General features: G+C 69.0%; 19 protein-coding genes and 1 pseudogene. 15 read left to right on the top strand and 5 right to left on the bottom strand.

The annotated features are described in order from the left end of the window. Nucleotides 1–365: 365 nt before the first annotated feature. Complete coding sequence (locus tag ACFXC1_RS02795) at nucleotides 366–1,244, bottom strand: class I SAM-dependent methyltransferase (protein ID WP_381237827.1); 879 nt, start codon at nucleotides 1,242–1,244, stop codon at nucleotides 366–368. Between the two features lie 1,156 nt (nucleotides 1,245–2,400). Next, on the bottom strand, nucleotides 2,401–2,718 hold the full coding sequence (locus tag ACFXC1_RS02790; RefSeq protein WP_381237825.1) for a metal-sensitive transcriptional regulator: 318 nt from the start codon (nucleotides 2,716–2,718) through the stop codon (nucleotides 2,401–2,403). An 864-nt stretch (nucleotides 2,719–3,582) separates the two neighbouring features. Between ACFXC1_RS02790 and ACFXC1_RS02780 the strand changes: the two genes are divergently transcribed. From ACFXC1_RS02780 to ACFXC1_RS02730, 11 genes are all read left to right on the top strand, one after another. Next, nucleotides 3,583–3,741: a hypothetical protein gene (locus ACFXC1_RS02780; protein WP_381239489.1), complete on the top strand. Its 159-nt coding sequence runs from the start codon at nucleotides 3,583–3,585 to the stop codon at nucleotides 3,739–3,741. Nucleotides 3,742–3,855: 114 nt separating this feature from the next. Continuing rightward, on the top strand, nucleotides 3,856–4,059 hold the full coding sequence (locus ACFXC1_RS02775; protein WP_381237823.1) for a hypothetical protein: 204 nt from the start codon (nucleotides 3,856–3,858) through the stop codon (nucleotides 4,057–4,059). 104 nt (nucleotides 4,060–4,163) lie between these two features. Further along, nucleotides 4,164–4,880 carry a methyltransferase domain-containing protein gene (locus ACFXC1_RS02770; protein WP_381239412.1) on the top strand — a complete coding sequence of 239 codons (717 nt, stop codon included), beginning with the start codon at nucleotides 4,164–4,166 and terminating at the stop codon, nucleotides 4,878–4,880. Between the two features lie 199 nt (nucleotides 4,881–5,079). After that, entirely contained in the window at nucleotides 5,080–5,445 is a 366-nt protein-coding gene (locus ACFXC1_RS02765) for an NADH-quinone oxidoreductase subunit A (protein ID WP_381237820.1), read from the top strand. A 119-nt stretch (nucleotides 5,446–5,564) separates the two neighbouring features. Next, nucleotides 5,565–6,980, top strand: a complete 1,416-nt coding sequence (locus ACFXC1_RS02760) for an ICP22 family protein (protein ID WP_381237817.1) — start codon at nucleotides 5,565–5,567, stop codon at nucleotides 6,978–6,980. Continuing rightward, on the top strand, nucleotides 6,973–7,917 hold the full coding sequence (locus ACFXC1_RS02755) for an NADH-quinone oxidoreductase subunit H (RefSeq protein WP_381237814.1): 945 nt from the start codon (nucleotides 6,973–6,975) through the stop codon (nucleotides 7,915–7,917). The genes ACFXC1_RS02760 and ACFXC1_RS02755 overlap by 8 nt, the downstream gene beginning before the upstream one ends. Before the next feature lie 31 nt (nucleotides 7,918–7,948). After that, nucleotides 7,949–8,509, top strand: coding sequence for an NADH-quinone oxidoreductase subunit J (locus ACFXC1_RS02750; protein ID WP_381237811.1), 561 nt, complete (start codon nucleotides 7,949–7,951; stop codon nucleotides 8,507–8,509). Further along, on the top strand, nucleotides 8,506–8,811 hold the full coding sequence (locus ACFXC1_RS02745) for an NADH-quinone oxidoreductase subunit NuoK (RefSeq protein WP_381237809.1): 306 nt from the start codon (nucleotides 8,506–8,508) through the stop codon (nucleotides 8,809–8,811). The genes ACFXC1_RS02750 and ACFXC1_RS02745 overlap by 4 nt, the downstream gene beginning before the upstream one ends. After that, nucleotides 8,808–10,655, top strand: a complete 1,848-nt coding sequence (locus ACFXC1_RS02740; protein WP_381237806.1) for an NADH-quinone oxidoreductase subunit 5 family protein — start codon at nucleotides 8,808–8,810, stop codon at nucleotides 10,653–10,655. The genes ACFXC1_RS02745 and ACFXC1_RS02740 overlap by 4 nt, the downstream gene beginning before the upstream one ends. Before the next feature lie 5 nt (nucleotides 10,656–10,660). Continuing rightward, nucleotides 10,661–12,166 carry a complex I subunit 4 family protein gene (locus ACFXC1_RS02735; protein WP_381239409.1) on the top strand — a complete coding sequence of 502 codons (1,506 nt, stop codon included), beginning with the start codon at nucleotides 10,661–10,663 and terminating at the stop codon, nucleotides 12,164–12,166. Then, nucleotides 12,163–13,581 carry an NADH-quinone oxidoreductase subunit N gene (locus ACFXC1_RS02730; protein WP_381237803.1) on the top strand — a complete coding sequence of 473 codons (1,419 nt, stop codon included), beginning with the start codon at nucleotides 12,163–12,165 and terminating at the stop codon, nucleotides 13,579–13,581. The genes ACFXC1_RS02735 and ACFXC1_RS02730 overlap by 4 nt, the downstream gene beginning before the upstream one ends. A gap of 25 nt (nucleotides 13,582–13,606) precedes the next feature. Here ACFXC1_RS02730 and ACFXC1_RS02725 read toward each other — a convergent pair. After that, nucleotides 13,607–13,926 (bottom strand): annotated as a pseudogene (locus tag ACFXC1_RS02725) (undecaprenyl-diphosphate phosphatase); the annotation flags it as partial. Nucleotides 13,927–14,120: 194 nt separating this feature from the next. On the opposite strand from ACFXC1_RS02725, the gene ACFXC1_RS02720 reads away from it, so the two are divergent. After that, on the top strand, nucleotides 14,121–14,261 hold the full coding sequence (locus ACFXC1_RS02720; RefSeq protein WP_381237800.1) for a hypothetical protein: 141 nt from the start codon (nucleotides 14,121–14,123) through the stop codon (nucleotides 14,259–14,261). A gap of 82 nt (nucleotides 14,262–14,343) precedes the next feature. On the opposite strand, the gene ACFXC1_RS02715 is transcribed toward ACFXC1_RS02720, so the two are convergent. Further along, nucleotides 14,344–14,592 (bottom strand): hypothetical protein, encoded by a 249-nt coding sequence (locus tag ACFXC1_RS02715; RefSeq protein WP_381237797.1) that lies wholly within the window; start codon nucleotides 14,590–14,592, stop codon nucleotides 14,344–14,346. Nucleotides 14,593–14,875: 283 nt separating this feature from the next. After that, the gene (locus tag ACFXC1_RS02710) at nucleotides 14,876–15,841 is read right to left on the bottom strand and encodes a pirin family protein (protein ID WP_381237794.1); all 966 of its coding nucleotides are present in this window, start codon (nucleotides 15,839–15,841) and stop codon (nucleotides 14,876–14,878) included. Between the two features lie 137 nt (nucleotides 15,842–15,978). Here ACFXC1_RS02710 and ACFXC1_RS02705 point away from each other — a divergent pair, with 137 nt between their 5' ends. The 3 genes from ACFXC1_RS02705 to ACFXC1_RS02695 are packed head-to-tail and all read left to right on the top strand — an operon-like array spanning nucleotide 15,979 to nucleotide 17,303. Further along, a complete protein-coding gene (locus tag ACFXC1_RS02705) occupies nucleotides 15,979–16,455 on the top strand; it encodes a MarR family winged helix-turn-helix transcriptional regulator (RefSeq protein ID WP_381237791.1) in 477 nt (158 codons plus the stop codon). A gap of 2 nt (nucleotides 16,456–16,457) precedes the next feature. Further along, nucleotides 16,458–16,907, top strand: a complete 450-nt coding sequence (locus tag ACFXC1_RS02700; RefSeq protein WP_381237788.1) for a MarR family winged helix-turn-helix transcriptional regulator — start codon at nucleotides 16,458–16,460, stop codon at nucleotides 16,905–16,907. A gap of 48 nt (nucleotides 16,908–16,955) precedes the next feature. Further along, on the top strand, nucleotides 16,956–17,303 hold the full coding sequence (locus ACFXC1_RS02695; RefSeq protein WP_019068407.1) for a tetratricopeptide repeat protein: 348 nt from the start codon (nucleotides 16,956–16,958) through the stop codon (nucleotides 17,301–17,303). Nucleotides 17,304–17,422 lie beyond the last annotated feature (119 nt).

The raw sequence follows: 17,422 nt of genomic DNA, 5'->3' as shown, positions 1-17,422 counted from the left end.
TTGTTGTCCACAACCCGTTGTGGCTGGGGCTTTATCTTGGGGGGGGGGCGGCGTGGTTGTTCCCGGCGCCCGGGGCCTTCGGGCGCGGGCGCCCTCGGCGCGGCGGGACTGCTGGTCTTCTTCACCCCAATCCCAACTACCGCCAGGGGCAACTTGGTTACACCCTTTCTACTGATGTCACAGACTGGCGGTGCACACGTCCTTGGCCATCACCGACCCGTCCGCGGCCCTCATCACCTGCAAGATCCGGCGGCCCTCCTCCGGCAACACTCGCCGAACAGGCCGCGCCGATGGCCGGGCCGTGCATGAGTCGCCTTGGCCTCAGCCGAACCCACATCGAGCGACCTCGGCCGACGACGCGCCCCTCATCCGGAACGAGTGGCGGCGACCAGGTAAGCCGTCCCCGGCCAGCGGCAGAGACCCCGACCGATGGTGTCCGCCGGTCGTTGGTGTCGACGCGTCCACCGGGACACGAACCGATCGAATGGCGGGACCGAGGGGGTCAGGTCGTAGTGGACGAGGTCGACGGGACAAAGTCCGGCTCCCCTCATCCGCCGCCGCAACCGCCCAGCCGGGAGCGCCCGGATACCGGACTTCGGCACACCGTGCCTTCGCTCCGGGGGCAGGCCGAGCACACCCTCGACCTGGCCGAGGAGACGGAGCAGTGGCCAGTACACCCCCCATTCGAACAGGCGGTACGGGCTCAGCGGGTTCAGCATACTGACGAGAACGAGCCCGTCCGGGCGCACAACGCGGCCAAGTTCCCGCAAGACCACGGAAGGGTCGCAGTACTCCAGCACCCCCATCGCGACCACGACGTCGAAACTCGCATCCGGGAACGGCAGCGCCTCTGCCTTTCCGACAGACAGTTCGACCTCGGCACCCGTCGTGCGGCACACGGCCTCGGCGATCATCGCGGGCGCCCGGTCGACGGCGGTGATCCGGAAAACACCGGGACGAGTGTCGAGCACACGCCGGGCGAACATCTCTGGCTCGCAGCCGACATCGAGAAGATCGCCACCAGGACATCGATCCAGGATCTGGAGTACCGCATAGAGCCTGGAGGAGAAATACCGCCTCGCGGGCCCCGCGCCCTGATACGAGGCGACATAGGAGGCAGCGAGAGACGGATCATCGAACTGAACACGGTCGTCATGAGCGGATGCCTCTGGATCCGCGACCGTCGAACGCATCTCGACGGAACCGGCCATCACGACGCCCCAGTTCTCTTTGCGATATCCCACGTGGACCTCCTGTCCGAGCAATCGCAATACAGAAGCTACTAAGTAGAACAGTAGTCTTTTCCACATTGATCGACCATGTCCCCGTTCCGCGAAGGCGCTCACTCTCGACGCGACAGTGGAGAGCAGCCGGGTCAGGGGCCCAGATCGTGTCGAGCGGATTCCCGCCGCAGTTGGCTTCGACGTGGAAGCGGCATGCGAGGGGCGGACAGCCCCTACGAGGAGTGCGTCGCCTGGGTTCGATCAACGCAGCGGCCGCTCACTGCTGGAGTTTCCAGGGGAAGTGCCGTTTCGGTCGGCGCTCGACGAAACCTCACAGAACGCCTCCGTGCCCGACCCGTGGTCGACGCAGTGGAGACGACGGCCATGCAGGGAGAAGACCCTCTTCTTCACCGCCCGATTGACGCGCCGCCAGCGGAAGAGGCGGGCCTGGCCGAGTCGTCCGCGTCGGCGAGGGTACACGGACGCGGGAGGGCGGCACAGGTCATCCCCCTTGCCGGGGGCCGAGGAGTGCGTGCACGGGCAGCGGTCCGTGGGGGCCACCTCACTGCCCCCCTGCCCGTGCACGCGGCTGGTGGTGCCTTTCGCCGCAGACACCGCGCCGCTGCGTCGCCGGAGAGTTCCAGAGCCCAGGAATGACACAACAGTGCGGTTCGATGGGGGCACGTCCCATCCCTCTTACGCCCGGATATACTAACTTGCTTAATGGATGCTCGCACTCCAGGCCGCCGATTCCGAGCCTCGGCCCACCGATCCGTACGGCACACGGCGGGGCAGGACAGGAGGCGGGGTTGCCGGATCAGACACAGCGGCGACCGAAGTTGATGCATTTCACCGCCGGCTGCATGAGCTCGTCAGGAACCGGGAACAGGGCGCTCATCCATGGCCCCCACCCCACCCGCTGCGGAGTTGGCTGGCGTCGCCCCGCCGGCCGGGACGACGTCAGCCCTTCGGCCGATACCGTCGACCTCCTCGCCCGCGGGTTCCACGATCCCCGACGGGGGAAGAGGCACTGTCCGACTTGCGGCACTCCTCGCCCGGCAGGCTCCAGGCCGGCTCCGCCGTTGTGATCAGGCCGCCCGAGCCGCTCGAGGCCCGGTCGACCGGCGACCGGAAGGAGTCAGGGCTCGCCGAATACACACCGAACACAAGGTCGGGATCACGTGCGCAGCAGCCGGGCGATGGCCCGCGAAGCCTCGGCGACCTTCTCCTCGGCCGTATCCCCTCCGGCCACCATGGCCTCGCGCACACAGTGGTCCAGGTGTTTCTCGAGCAGTTGCATCGCCACGGCCTGCAAACCCTTGGTAGTGGCTGCCACTTGGGTGAGCACGTCGATGCAGTACTGATCCTCCTCCACCAGGCGCTGCAGTCCGCGTACCTGCCCCTCGATGCGGCGGAGGCGCTTGAGCACGGCGTCCTTCTCGTCGTGGTAGCCCGGCGGCGCCTGCTCGGCCTCGGCATGTTCAAGCTGCTCCATACCCCCCGAGGGTATTACATATCGACGTCGGACGGAAGGCGAACGGACCTCTGCACCGCAGGCAGCCCGCGCATCTCCACTAAGTACCTTCGCAATGCCGGTCAGCTGATGACCGACATCGTCTCGTCACGGGCCGGCGATCCCGGCCGCACGAGTGGCGGTCAACCATGCGCAAACCCCACAGACGGACCGGCCTGGGCGCGTTCGCGGCGATGCTCACGGAACTACGGCATCACGTACCCCAGCTTCCGCGATCCCGACGGCAAGCTGCTCCTGGGCTTCAACGGCCGCACTTCAGGGTCTGCCGTTCCCAGCACCGTGTTCACCGACCGCCACGGACGGATCCCCGCCCGCATCATCGACCCGACGACCTACACGACACTGACTGAGCTACTGAAGGATCTCGCCGCGGAGAAGGCGAGGCAGAGCGACGGATGTGCGGCCCAGCGATGCTCGCCGCAGTCGGCGAAATGGTCACTGCAGGCCTGCCCACCTTCGCCCTCGTCCTGGCCCTCGCGGCCGGAGGCCTGCCCTTCTGCGCTCCCTGCTGTCTCCCCCTGGTCCCGGGCCACCTCTCGTACGTCGCCGGAATGTCCGGCGCGGGTGCCGCCGAGGCCGACAGACGCACGGCGCGATGGCGGGTCCCGGCCGGTCGGCTTCTCTTCGTGGTCGGCTTCGCCGTCGTCGTCACCAGCGACGGCGCACTCTCCGGCGGAGCAGTCTCCGCACTGCTGGTACACCAACGCACGCTTGGCATCGCGCTCCGGCTCGCTCACCATCGCGCTCGGCCTGGTCTTCGCCGGGCTGCTCGAGTAGGTGCCGTGGGCCGGTTTCAGCCGGCGACCCACCTTCCGTCCCGGCGCGATGCGCCGCTTCACCTGGGCACGACGCCACGTACGAGCTGTGACGCACTTCGGCGGAGTGCTGCTGGTGGCGGTGGGCGTCATGCAGGTGACCCGCTGGTGGGGACAGCTGATCGCTCGGCTCCAGACGCTGACCACCGGCTTTCAACTGCCATCGTGACCCGCGGACCGCCCTGCTCAGGGTGGCATCGACTCCCAGATTGATCTAAATTACTTAGTAGAAGAGTCGTTCGGCGGCCCCACGCGCGACCCTCCGCCCACCGGGAGGTCCCACATGCCTCAGTTCCTGTATCCGCTGCTGCTCCTGGCCTGCCCGCTCGGCGTGGGCCTGATGACCTGGCTGATGCTGCGCGGCGGCTCGGACACCTCGCGGCGCACCGAATCGTCCGCCACCCGGGCGGAACTGGACGAGCTGCGCAAGAAGCTCGCCGCGTTGCGCGCCACCAGTGAGGAAACCGGCCAACCGCTGCGGAACTGAGAAGGCTTCCGCCTTCCGAACGTGATCGTGTGAAGACGTGGGACTGCTTGACGAGGGCAGCAGAAAGGAGGACGTCAGTGTTGAAGTCGGGGGTCAAGCGGCTCTTGGGACATGCTGGATTCGACATCGTGCGCAGCGCCAACAACCTGGGGGGCGTCGACGACTTCATCCCGTTCGAGGCAACGATGCGGGCTGCGCGGGCAGCCGGCCTGTCGGTCGGTGACCACATCGACGAGGTGATGAACGGGACGCCTGGCGCCACCCAGTCCACCATCGACGAGCTACGCGCTCTCGGCGTCTTCGCCGCCAACCCGAACACGGTGCTGGAGATCGGCCCCGGGTCCGGACGGTATCTGGAGAAGACGCTGAAGGAGTGCTCACCAGACCGCTACGAGATCTACGAGACGGCAGCACCCTGGGCCGACTACCTGGTGGACACATTCAGCGTGATCGCCCAACCGACCGCAGGATGCAGTCTTTCCCCGACACCCGACGGCAGCATCGACCTCGTTCAGGCCCACAAGGTCTTCAACACCGTGACCTTCCTCTGCGCCTCCCGCTACTTCTTCGAGATGGCACGCGTCACTCGACCCGGCGGCCGGATCGTCTTCGACGTCATGACAGAGACCTGCCTGAACCCGGCCGCGGTGAGCGCCTGGGCGACGCAGGGCGGCACGGGGCACGGCTCCTACCCAGCCGCCGTGCCTCGCCGGACATGCGTGGACCTCTTCGCGACCCTCGGCTGCAGCCTGGAGGCCAGCTTCCTGGCGCCCATGGGCGTCGCCACTACGGAGGTGCTTGTCTTCACAAAGGGGGCTTGACTCTTGAGCCGGAGACCGACAGCCCGGTGGCCGCGTCGAGCGGGTCCGTGGTCGGCTGAGACGCGTCGGCCAACGCCTCACGGGATTTGAGGAGAATCGACCACTGATCGCGGTGTCGCGCATTCGGCCCGCGGCACGTGGTTGGCATGATGCCTGGCGGCGGTAGCCGGGTTCGGGGTCCATCAGGGGAAGGAACCGAGTGGAGAGTTCCGAGAGTTCCGACTGGCAACCAGTGCTGACGCTTCTCGTACTTCTCGTCGCGGCGGTCGTCCTGCTGCACGCCGTCTCGATCGCGCTGCGAGCGATCCGCGAGCCCTTGCACACAGGTCCGTTCGGCGGTGGGCTCGAACCCCAGGAGCACGCTCTGTCCCGGTTCCACGTTCGCTGGTACCCGGTCACGATGATCTTCCTCGCCTTCGACATGGAGATGTTGTTCATGTATCCGTGGACGAAGGTGGTCTCGGCGGTCGGTACGAGCGCGGTCGTCGAGATGTTCCTCTTCCTCGGCGTGCTGTTCGCGGGTGTCGGGTACGCCTGGCGAGAGGGAGCCTTCCGGTGGAGTTGAAACGCACGCTGGTGCGCGCGGCAATGTCCCGGCCGGGAGTGCTGCTGGCGGTGTGTCCCGGGGCGACACGCGAACGGCTGGCGGTCGAGGCCGAGTTGGTACGGCGGGGATGGCCGTGCGTGGTCGTGCCGGCGGACACTGATCTGCTCGTAATCGCGGGCGAACCCGGCGACGAGGGGAACGGCTGGGTCGCGACCGTGTGGGCCGGCATTCCGGCGCCCAAGGCCCGGATACAGATCACGGATGCGGAACAGGCCTCCGATGCGCTGGATCGCGGGCTGCTTGAACTCGCGGGTGGAGGGCTTCCGGTCGCCCACGGTGAGAGCAACGGTCAGCAAGGTCACCGCAGTCACGAAGAGGACGGCGAGCACTCGGCGCACGAGGTCCATGACGGCCATGGTTCGAGCGGGGAACACACAGCTCACCACGAACACGGTGATGGCACTCCGCATCCCGGTCGCCACGACAGCCCAGAACATGAAGCGCATGGTCATGGCGGTGAGCACTCTCCGCCGGTCTCCGAGGACATGGAACAGCACGGCCACCGTGACCATGCAGAACACAGCGAACATGGCGGCGGCGGGCGAGAGGGGCACGGAGCACACGGAGACCAGGAAGCACCCAAGGACCATGCCGGCCACGAGGATCACACCGAGCACGGCGGACACGAGGCGCACGATGGCCACGGCAGTCACGACATGCACGGCGGTCATCACGGTCACGCCGGACACGGCATGGGCGTAGTCGACGGTCTGCCCATGGCGGAGCGCGCCGACGACCGGGACGGGCTGCGGCTCGACCGCCTGCACGTGCCCCTGGGGCCTGCACTGGCCGACTGGCCCGCGGGACTGGTTCTAAGGGTTTCCCTTCAGGGCGACATCGTTCAAGAGGCCACCGTTGAACGGTCGGCCCCTCCCCCATCGCCACAACTGCCCTTCTGGAACGAGCCGTTCCTGCGCGCCGCCACGGGCGAGCAGGTTTCTCAGGGCGAGGCGGCACGCCGACTGTGTGCCGCGCACCTGGACAGTCTGGGCAGGTTCTTCGCCGTGGCCGGGTGGAGTGACATGGCCGCCCGTGCCCGGCACGTACGGGACCGGGCCCTCGCGGGGGCCTCTGCCACTGAACTCTCCGCTGTCGTACGGCCTTTGGTCCGTCGCGCCGAGCGTTCACGGACGCTGCGTTGGCTGACTGCCGGGCTGGGGCCGCTGCCTGCCGGGCATGCGCGGCATCACGGCGTCACGGGCCCCGCGCTGGTCGCCGACGGGGACGCGCACAGCCGTATGCTCGTGTGGCTGGACGCGGTCGGGCGCAGTGCCGCCGCGGCTGACGACTCCCGGGCTCTGGACATGTCCCAGGCGGTCGGACCGCGCGGGAGAGTCTTCGGTTCGCCACCACCCTCACGGGCGCTGTTGGACGTCCTGCCCGGTCTGTTGGAGGGCGCCGAGTTCGCGTGCGCGCGGACCATCGTCGCGAGCCTCGACCCGGATCTCGACGAACTCGTGCCTGTATCCGTGACGGGGATGGTTCATGGCTGAGCGCGCTCCGCTGTGGGCGGTCTTCGTGCTTCCCCTGCTCCTGGTCGCCGTGGCCGTGGTGACTGCCGGTTTCGATGCCCTGCTGTCCGCCGGGGCTCGAAGCGGACGGTCCGGGTCGCTCCGTGAGGCATCTGTCCGAGCCATGAGTCCCGGTCGTGAGGTGCTGCGGCAGCTCGTGCAGCAACCGCGGCGGACTCGGGCGTCGGACGTGCCGCTGACCCGGATCGGGACCGCTCTCCTGCCCGTTGCCGCGGTTCTCGCCGCCGTCGTACTGCCGCTGGGCTTCCGGTCGCTGAGCGATCTGCCGGAAGGAATCGTCTGGTTCAACGCCATGGAGGCGTTGGCCTGGGCCGCGGTGTGGCTGGCGGGCTGGGGACCGAACTCCGCCTTGTCGCTCATCGGCGGCTACCGCTTCCTGGCGCAGGGGCTGGCGTACGAACTGCCGCACATGCTCGCGATCACCACGGCTGCGCTCGGCGCCGAGTCACTGCGGGTGGGTGAAGTCGTGGACGCCCAGGCCGGGTTGTGGTTCGCGGTGTGGATGCCGGTGGCCTTCGGGATCTATCTGCTGAGCGCCATGGCGATGGCGTTCTGGGGGCCGTTCGACCAGCCCGTCGGGCGGGACGTGGCCGGCGGCGCGGCCTCCGAGCTGTCCGGGGCGGACCGTGCGCTCTTCCTCGGTGGCCGGTGGCTGCTGCTGGTGGTCGCCGCGGCGTTCAGTGTGCCGCTCTTCCTGGGCGGCGGGCACGGTCCGCTGCTGCCCGGCTGGGCGTGGACCGTGCTCAAGACGACGGCTGTGCTGGCGTTCCTGGTCTGGGTCCGGCGCAGGGTTCCGACGCTGCGGATGGAGCGTTATGTGGAGTTGGCCTGGGTCGTACTGACCCCGCTGGCCATCGTGCAGGCGCTGGTCGTGGCAGTGGTGGTGCTGAACCGGTGAAGGCAATGACGAGAGCGAGGTGTCGTACGTAATGGGTGTCGCGGTCTTCTGGGCGCTGGCCGTCCTCGCGGTCGTCAGCGGCACGATGGTGTTCCGCTTCGACTCCATGGCCCGCGCGACGTTCTCCCTGCTGACCTCGCTGCTGTGCGTGGGCGGGCTCGTCGTACTGCTGGGGCTCGACTACCTGGGCATCGTCATCGTGCTGATGATGACCATCGAGATGGCCATCATGGCTGTCTTCATGGTGATGTACATGATGAATCCGGCCGGGCTGATGCCGATGACGATGATCCACAACAAGAAGGGTGCGGCCGTGCTCTGTGGGCTGGTGTTCGCGCTCTTGGCCGGCGGGATCCTGTTCGCGCCCTGGCCGGCGCGCAAGGGCAGGGCTCCCGCCGATCCGACCATGGATCTCGGTATGTCACTCATGGGGCCGCAGATGCTCACCATGATGACCCTGGGCATGGCTCTGTTCGCCACGATCGTGGCGACCGTGGTGCTGGCCACCCGGCGCGGGAGATACGACCGGTTCGGCGACGATCTGCGGGCTCGCCGCGCGGACGATCCCGTACGAGGCGGTGTCGGCCGGTGAGTCTGGAGCTGTTTCTGCTGCCGGCCGCCGCACTCTTCTGCATCGGGCTGTTCGGGGCGCTGACCCAGCAGTCGATCGTGATGTTGATGATGGGCATCGAGTTGATGCTGGGCGGCGTGATCCTGGCCGCCGCGGCGGCCTGGCACTACATCGCGCCGGCGACCGCCGACGGACAGGTCCTGATCGTCGTGGCGGTCACGGCGATGGCCCTGGAGATGGCTATCGGATTCGCCGTCGTCACCGCCCTGTTCCGATCGCGGGAGATCGACCTGACCGACATGGCAGCGGAGTTGAGGGAGTGAGCGCCCTGCTGTGGGCGCTGGTCGCCGCACCGCTCGGCACCGGGGTCCTGCTTCTGGTAACGGGGCGCAAGGCCGACCGGCAGGCACCCGGTATCGCCCTCACCGTGGCGGTCGCCACGACAGGACTCGCCGTCACGGCGGCCTTTCGGCACCCGACCGTACGGGCCCCGCTTCTCGACGGTCTGCCGGTACGGCTCGCGGTGGACGGGCTGTCCGGACTGCTGGCCGTCACGGTCACCGCGGTCACCCTCGCCGTACTCCTCTTCAGCGCCGCGGAGTTCGGCGCGGACGAGGCACGGGCCCGCTTCTTCGGGCTGATGCTGCTGTTCGCCGGGAGCATGCTCGTGACCGTCACCGCGGCGACCCTTCCGGTCCTCCTGATGGGGTGGGAGGTCATGGGCGCCACGTCGTGGGCGCTCATCGGCTACTGGTGGCGGGATCCGCAGCGTACGAGCGCGGCGAACACGGCATTCCTCACCACCCGTACCGCGGACCTCGGTCTCTATCTGGCGGCCGGTGCCGCGCTCGCGAGCCGTCAGGATTCGACGCTCTCGCTCGGCGGGCTCGGACGCATCGACGAACCGTGGCTGTCCTTCGTCACCGCCGGCATTATCGCCGCCGCCCTCGGCAAGTCCGCCCAGCTGCCCTTCAGCTTCTGGCTGTCGAAGGCGATGCAGGGGCCGAGTCCGGTCTCCGCGCTGCTGCACTCGGCCACGATGGTCGTCGCAGGGGCGTATCTGCTGCTGCGGACCGGGCCGCTGCTGGACGCCTCCGCCTGGGGCGACGACACGGTCGCGTGGGCAGGAGCGGCCACCGCGGTCTGCCTGGGGCTCGTCGCGGTGGCGCAGACAGATCTCAAGCAACTGCTGGCCGCGTCGAGTTGTGCGCAGATCGGCTTCATGGTGCTCGCGGCCGGAACCGGCGCGACCTCCGGCGGGACACTACAACTCATCGCCCACGCGGCGGCGAAGAGCCTGCTCTTCCTCGGTGCGGGCGCCTGGCTGACCGCGCTGGGCACGCAGCGGCTCCCCGAACTGCTCGGCGCCGCCCGCCACCAGCGGGCGGTCGGCATGGCCTTCACCGTGGCCGCGCTTTCCCTGGCCGGGCTTCCACCGCTCTCGCTGTGGGCCGCAAAGGACGTCCTGCTCGCGGGAGCCCTGGAAGCCGACCCTTGGCTGTACGCCGCCGGGGTGGCCGCCGCGCTGCTGTCAGCGGTCTACAGCACCAAGGCCTTGTGGTACTTGTGGCGGGCCGCCGTGCCACGACCCGACGCCCGCCGGATCCCGGAGGGCGCGGTGGCGACACTCGTTCTGCTGGCCGTGGCCTGCCTCGCGCTGACGCCGTTGGCCTTCCCGCCGCTGCGCGACAGCGTCGAACGCGTCCTCGCCCACACCGGTCAACCCGCCCCGGATATCTGGGAGTTCGCGCTCTCCGGGGGTTTTGCTCTGCTGGCGGGCGCAGTCACCTGGTCCTGGGGAACGCGCCCGCTGCCCCTGCCTGAACGGGCGAAGTCGGGCTTCACGGACTGGCTCCTCCTCGAACGTGCCGCCCACCTGCTGCTGGTGGCCCCCGTCATGCGCCTCGCACGCGCCGCCGCGGCGTTCGACGACCGCGGGCTGGACCGGGCTGTCGACGGGGCGGCCTCGTCAGCCGTTCGCTTCGCCCACTGGACGAACGACGTGGTGGAGCGTGCCCTGGACGGCGCGGTCACCTCGGTCGCCACCGGGACACGCGCCCTCGGCCGCCTGGCGCGCCGCCCACAGACCGGCCAGCTGCACCAGTACCTCGCCCAGGCCGTCGCGGCCTTCACCGTCCTCGCCGTCGTGCTCGTCCTCGTGAGGTGACCCGCTTGCTCACCGCGCTCGTCTTCGTGCCCGTAGCAGTCGCACTGCTGCTGTTCGCCCTGCCCGGGCGCACGACTCCGACGGTCGTCCGCATCGTGTGGATCATGGCGTCGGCGCTCGAACTCGCCCTGGTCATCGCGATGTGGGCGGGGTACAGCACCAACGGCGGAATGCAGTACGAGCAACGCGCCCGCTGGATTCCCAGCGCCGGTGTCGGCTACCACGTCGGCGTCGACGGGCTCTCGCTGCCTCTGCTCGCTCTCACCTGTCTGCTGTTCCTCGCCTGCGCGTTGTACTCGCTGCGCGAGAAGCGCCGTATCCGCGAGTTCGCCGCGCTGTTCCTGTTCCTGGAGACCACGTGTCTCGGGCTGTTCGCGGCCCTCGATCTGATCCTCTTCTTCGTCTTCTTCGATCTGTCCATCGTGGCGATGTACTTCATCATCGCCGGATGGGGCCACCGGCAGGCGGCCCGCGCCGCGTTGAAGTTCTTCCTCTACACGTTCATCGGTTCGCTCGCGCTCCTGCTCGGCTTCATCGGCCTCTACCTCGCCGCGTCCCCGCACACCTTCGACATGGTCGAGCTGACGAAGCAGAACCCGCTCGCCGGACGCTCCGTCTACGGCGGCCTCGTGCTGCTGGCCATCGTCGTCGGCCTGGCGGTGAAGACACCGACCGTGCCGTTCCACACATGGCTGCCGCTCGCCCATGTAGAGGCGCCCGCGGCCGGTTCGGCCATCCTTGCCGGGGTGCTGCTGAAGATGGGCACGTACGGCTTCGTACGCATCGCCATGCCGATGCTCCCTGAGGCCTGGCGGCGCTACGCCCTGGTCCTCGTCGTCATCGGCGTACTCTCGGTGCTCCACGGCGCCCTCGTCGCCCTCGCGCAGACCGACTTCAAACGGATGGTCGCCTACACCTCCGTGAACCACATGGGCTACATCGTGCTCGCGATCGGCGCCGCCGCCGCGACCTCGGACAGCTCCGCGCAGGCCCGCTCCCTCGCCGTCACCGGAGCGGTGACGCAGATGGTCAGCCACGGCCTGCTCACCGGCGCGCTGTTCCTCCTCGCCGGGGTGCTCTACGAACGGGGGCGGACGTACGACATGGGCGCCTACTCCGGACTGGCCGCCGTAGCACCGGCGTTCGCGGCGATGACCGGCATCGCGGCCTTCGCCTCGCTCGGCCTGCCGGGCTTCTCCGGATTCATCGCCGAGTTCCAGATCTTCACCGGAAGCCTCGGACCACGCCCCGTGGCCACGTCACTCGCGGTCATCGGCATCCTCCTCACCGCCGGACTGTTCCTGCGCGCCCTGCGACAGCTCCTCATGGGACCACTCCACCTGCCCGACGCACCGGGTACGCCGCGTGCGTTCCCCGACATTCGCCTCCACGAGGGCCTTGCCGTCGTGCCACTGCTCGTGCTGGCCGTGGTGCTCGGAGTGGCACCGCGCTTCCTTCTCGACATCATCGAGCCGGCCTCCCGCTCCGTCCTGGAGCTGCTCACCCGATGACCGAGATGAACGAAAACCCGCTCGACCTCCTCCCGGAGGTGCTGCTGGCCGCGTCGGCCGTGCTCGGCCTACTCCTCGGCTCCTGGCTGCCGCGGGCACGGCAGTGGGCCGTGGGCCTGCTGGCCTGCGTCGCGTGTGTGGCCGGGCTCGCCGCGGCATCGGTGGCCGCGGCGGACCCTGCCACGACCGCCTTCGGCGAGGCCTTCGCCATCGACCCGGTGACCAGCACGTCCCGGATCGTGGTTCTCGGCGGCACCCTTCTCGTCCTCGGGGTCTCTTTCGGACCTCTGCGGGGAGACCCGCGGGAGAGCGAGTTCTACGTCCTGGTGCAACTGGCGGCCCTCGGCGCGCTGATGATGGCGGGCACACAGGATCTGCTGCTGCTCGCGGCCGGCTACCTGCTGGCGAGCATCCCCGCCTACACGCTCGCCGGGTTCCGCAAGGACGGGCCAGGCACCGAAGCCGCCCTCAAGTACTACGTGATCGGTGCCCTGTTGGGCGTTCTGATGCTCACCGGCATCACGGTCCTGTACGCCACCGGTCGCGGAACCGGATACCCGATGCTCGGCGACGCCTTCCGCGACGCACCCAAGGTGCTGGTCGCCACCGGGGCCATCGGGCTGCTGGCGGGCGTGCTGTTCAAGGCAGGCGGTGTGCCGGCGCACTTCTGGGTGCCCGACGCCGTGCAGGGCAGCAACCCGCCGGTCGCGGCACTGCTCACCACCATTCCCAAGATCGGCGCACTGGCCGCGCTCTTCCGGCTCGGCGACGCGGTCTTCGCCGACAGCACTCTGCCGTGGCCCGCGCTCATCGCCGTCCTCGCGGCCGCGTCCATGACGCTCGGCAACCTCGGCGCGTTCTTCCAGCAGGACGTCAAGCGGCTGCTCGCCTACTCGACGATCAGCCAGGTCGGCTATCTCCTCATGCCGGTCGCCGTCGCGGGCCGCTCGGACCTGGCCCAACAGGCACTGCTCTACTACCTCGCGGCGTACGCGGTCACCAACCTCGGCGCCTTCGCCGTGGTCTGCGCACTCCCCCACGCGCACACCCTGGACGACTACCAAGGACTCGCGAAGCAACGTCCGCTGCTCGCCGCCAGCCTCGTCATCTGTCTGCTGGGGCTCGTCGGCACCCCGCCCACCGCGGTCTTCCTCGGCAAGCTCGAAGTGTTCAGCGCCGCGTTCGACGGCGGCTACGCGTGGCTCGCCGTCCTGGCCGCCGCCAACACCGTGGCGTCGCTGTTCTACTACCTACGCTGGATCCTGCCCGCGGTCTCGCGAGGCGGTTCCGGAATGCCCGCCGACGGCGACCGTGCGGCGCGCGTGACGGCGTACGCCGCCGCGGCGATCTCCCTTGGCCTCGGTCTTGCCGGAGGCCCCGTCCTCAACGTGCTGGCCGGATCCATCAGCCATTGAGGTGCACAGACATCAACGGGGGTCCGAACTTGCAGTCGTGACTCTGGCGCTCCTCACGGTTGCGGATGCCGCGCCCCCAGGCGGAGACGATACGGGTGATGTCCTTGAAGAGGTGGACGAGGACGGCGGCGATCGCGCCGACCTGGATGACGGCGGTGAAGCCGACCAAGGAGGTGTCGTCGACCGGAATGCTCACGAACCCTCGGTGAGCTTCGGGTGGTTGGTGGAGGAGACGGGCAGGAAATCGGTCACCCCCTCGACGACTCCGAGGACGGCGGCCTGGCCATGGCAGCCGACACAGCGGGGCGCGCTCCGAAACGGGCGAACGGCGTCCGCGAGACCCAGCTCCTCGACCTCCTCCAGCAGGCCGGCACCGCCCTGACCCAGGGCGATGTGGCCGAACACCAGGGCGGCGAGCTCACCTACAGCAGCTTGGTGACGATCCTCACCCGCATGCACACCAGGGCCTGCTCACCCGCACCCTCCGCGGACGCGCCTACGCCCCCGTCACCGACGACGCCGGCTTCGCCGCCCGCCGCATGCGCATCGTCCTGGAGGAGCGGCCCGAACGCGAGGTCGTCCCCGCCCGCTGCGCCGACACCTTGTCCGACACCGACACCGACACCGACGCCGACCTGCTGCGCCGCCTGCTCGGCCCCGGGCCTGACACCGACCGGTAGGAGGCGAAGTACGGATGCGCATCGCCGTCTACCTCCCGCTGCTGCTCACGCTGATCGCCCCGCTCGCCGCCCGGCCGCTGTCCTAGCGCTGCGAACTCCGCCTGGACACCTGACTGTTGACCGCCACGGCGCTGATCCTGGGCGGGACGAGCACGATCTCCTCGGGCCTGCTGACCGTCACCGGCCTGATCCGCATCCCGCAACTCGCCGCGCTCGGCCACTGGTCGACCCACATCGTGCAGCACGACGACCCCGCACAGCTCACCGTCGCGCTCATCGCCGGCCTGCTGCTCGGCGCGCCGTCCTCACCGCCGTGCAGCTCGTGCACCACCAGCAGACGAAGAACCTGCTGTTGCGCAACAACCGGAGCGGGCACCGAGGTCTACCAAGCCAAGTCACCACCGTCCTCGTGTCTTGTCAGTACCCGCCAATCGCGAGACACCGAGACACCGTCCTTTTCCGTTCACAAGCTGCAGCAGACGACTGACACACCATCAGGAAAGTCGGCAAAAGTCGGCAGGCGGACTGCCACAGCCGCCCGCACACGGCCACACCTTGGAATGGACGCCGTGCCTGCATCGAGCTCCGCAGACCCGTTGGCGCACCTCAACAGGTCAACGCACCCTCCCCCGCGGCTTCAACCCCACCGGCGGCAGCTCGGGAGCCGGCAGCGGCGCCCCGTCGTACCCCTTGACCTCACCGAACCGCGAGCCCGTCATCCAGTCCTCGCGGGCCTGCGCGATCTCTTCCTGGGTGCGGCCGATCCAGTTCCAGAACATGATCAGCTCCTCCTCGAACGGCTCGCCCCCCAGCAGCATCAGGCCGGCGTCCGACGCGGCGCGCAGCGGGAGTTCGGTGCGGCCGCAGCCGAGGTAGAGCATCGAGCCCGGGAGGACCGGGACGCCGTCGACGTGGGCCTCGCCGGACATGGCCAGGACGGCGTACTCGAAGTCGGGTTCCAGCGGCAGGCGCACGTCCGCGCCGGCCGCGAGGGCCAGGTCCGCGCCGACGATCGGGGTGTACGTCGTGCCGGGCGAGGTCGCGCCGTCGACGTCGCCGAGGACGATCGTGGCACGCAGGCCCGGTGCCGTGACGACCGGCAGCTCGGCGTGGTGCTCGAAGTGCGGCTCTACATGGCGGTCGCTGTCGGGCAGGGCGACCCACAGCTGTGCGCCGTGCAGGAAGCGGGCGTGCGTCTTGGGGCTCTGCTCGGTGTGGCTGATCGCGCGGCCCGACGTCATGAGGCCGAGTTCGCGCGGGCGGATCGTCGCGACGCTGCCGGTCGAGTCGCGGTGCAGCACCTCGCCCTCGTGCAGCCAGCTGACGGTCTGCAGACCCATGTGGGGGTGCGGCGGCACCTGCATGCCGGGCTCGTCGGCGATGTCGTCGGGGCCGTAGTGATCGACGAAGCACCAGGCGCCGACCATACGGCGGCCCAGGTTGGGCAGCAGCCGGCGGACTTCGGTGGACTCGCCGAGCTGGACCTTGCGAGGGCTGAGGAGTTCACGGACGGGCTCCGCCACCACGAAACCGCGGCCGCCGCACAGGGCCGGAACCGCTTCGCGATCAAGATTGCTCATGGCGACAACCTAGTCCCGTCGGGGCGGTTCCGTCAGTCCGTCAAGCGCCGGTCCGCCTCCCGGGGCCTCTCCCCCGCCATTGGCCCCCTGTTCAAAAATAGTAGCCATGGACATAGTAGCCATGTACTGTATCGGTCATGAGTACGGCATCCGAGGGCGCGACGCCCGGTTTTCTGGTCTGGCGACTGTCGATGAAGTGGCGTGTGGCGGTCGACCGCGCGGTGGCACCCCTGGGACTGACCCATGCGCAGTACTCCCTGGTGGCGTCGCTGTACGGCATGCAGCGCTCCGGGCTGCGCCCCAGCCAGCGGCACCTCGCCGACCGCACCGGACTCGAAGCCCTCTATGTGTCGAAGCTGGCCCGCGCCCTGGAGTCCGCGGGCCTCGTCGAGCGCACCCGGGACCCCCGCGATCCGCGCGCGGTCCAACTGGCCCTCACCGACGAGGGCCGTGAAGTGACCCGGCAGGCGATCAAGGTCGTACAAGGTCTCCTGCAGCAGCTGCTGGAGCCGCTCGGCGGCCTCGACAGCGAACGGACCCGGGAGTTCAGCCGGGACCTGGCGATTCTGCTCGACACACCCCTCAACCCCGCGAGTGAGCACGAGAAGGAGTAGTCATGACCACCGCCACCACCACGCCCCCTGCCAACGCCCGCATGCTCGGCCTGGCCCACTACGCGGCCCGCGCCGTCCTGGAGAGCGTCCTCACCCGCCACGGCCTCGGCTTCCAGCAGCAGATCGTCCTGCGGCCCCTCGCCCTCGCCGCCGGGCCCGTCGACCGCGGGCAGCTCGCCGCGGACACCGTGGCGTCCCTGAAGGTCGGCGAGGACTCCGTGCAGGGCACCATCGACGAACTGATCGCGGCCGGACTGGTCGAAACGGACGCGTCCGACGTGCGGATCACTGACGCCGGCCGGGAGCTGTTCGAGCGGATCACGAAGGAGACGAGCGCGGCGAGCGCCAGGATCTGGGGCGACCTGCCCGAGGAGGACCTGCTGGCCGCCGGTCGCGTTCTCACCCTGGTCGCCGAGCGGGCCAACGCCGAGCTGGCCGCCGTAGCGGAGTAGTGGAATATTCAACCAACATGGTCCGTTGAGGGCGTCGAAGGAGGTCAAGTGGACATGACGTACTACGACCACGGAACACCGGCGGAGCGTTGGGAGCGCGCGCAGATGTTCTTCGACGCCAAGGACTACGCCGCCGCGGCCCGGGTGCTGGGCGGGCTGGTCGAGGAGGTGCCGGAGCAGACCGGACCGCGTCTGCTGCTGGCGCGCGCCTACTACCACTCGGCCCAACTGCGGCGCGCCGAGACCGAGTTGCGGGTCCTCGTGGAGCGTGACCCGGTCGAGCACTACGCGCGGCTGATGCTGGGCCGCACGCTGGAGCGGCAGGGCCGGCACGAGGAGGCGGGTTCGCATCTGCGGATCGCCTCGGCGCTCGCGGGTGACTTCGAGCAGGTCTGAGACGCGTTGACGCACATGAAGGGGCCCGGGTGCGGGTAGGAAACCGGCCCCCCCCCCCGGGGGGGGGATATGGGCGTTATGTGTCCGATTAAGTATATTTGGTGGTGTCGCAATTACTA

Source organism: Streptomyces hokutonensis (assembly GCF_042751305.1).
Classification (GTDB): Bacteria; Actinomycetota; Actinomycetes; order Streptomycetales; family Streptomycetaceae; genus Streptomyces; species Streptomyces hokutonensis_A.
This window is presented reverse-complemented; position numbering and strand designations above follow the sequence as displayed.

What these genes read in the sequence shown, in the direction of transcription:
- ACFXC1_RS02705 (WP_381237791.1), top strand. Translation starts at nt 15,979, where the DNA reads ATGAGTACGGCATCCGAGGGCGCGACGCCCGGTTTTCTGGTCTGGCGA.
- ACFXC1_RS02710 (WP_381237794.1), bottom strand. Translation starts at nt 15,841, where the DNA reads ATGAGCAATCTTGATCGCGAAGCGGTTCCGGCCCTGTGCGGCGGCCGC.
- ACFXC1_RS02730 (WP_381237803.1), top strand. Translation starts at nt 12,163, where the DNA reads ATGACCGAGATGAACGAAAACCCGCTCGACCTCCTCCCGGAGGTGCTG.
- ACFXC1_RS02790 (WP_381237825.1), bottom strand. Translation starts at nt 2,718, where the DNA reads ATGGAGCAGCTTGAACATGCCGAGGCCGAGCAGGCGCCGCCGGGCTAC.
- ACFXC1_RS02780 (WP_381239489.1), top strand. Translation starts at nt 3,583, where the DNA reads ATGCGCCGCTTCACCTGGGCACGACGCCACGTACGAGCTGTGACGCAC.
- ACFXC1_RS02720 (WP_381237800.1), top strand. Translation starts at nt 14,121, where the DNA reads ATGCGCATCGTCCTGGAGGAGCGGCCCGAACGCGAGGTCGTCCCCGCC.
- ACFXC1_RS02775 (WP_381237823.1), top strand. Translation starts at nt 3,856, where the DNA reads ATGCCTCAGTTCCTGTATCCGCTGCTGCTCCTGGCCTGCCCGCTCGGC.
- ACFXC1_RS02700 (WP_381237788.1), top strand. Translation starts at nt 16,458, where the DNA reads ATGACCACCGCCACCACCACGCCCCCTGCCAACGCCCGCATGCTCGGC.
- ACFXC1_RS02750 (WP_381237811.1), top strand. Translation starts at nt 7,949, where the DNA reads ATGGGTGTCGCGGTCTTCTGGGCGCTGGCCGTCCTCGCGGTCGTCAGC.
- ACFXC1_RS02755 (WP_381237814.1), top strand. Translation starts at nt 6,973, where the DNA reads ATGGCTGAGCGCGCTCCGCTGTGGGCGGTCTTCGTGCTTCCCCTGCTC.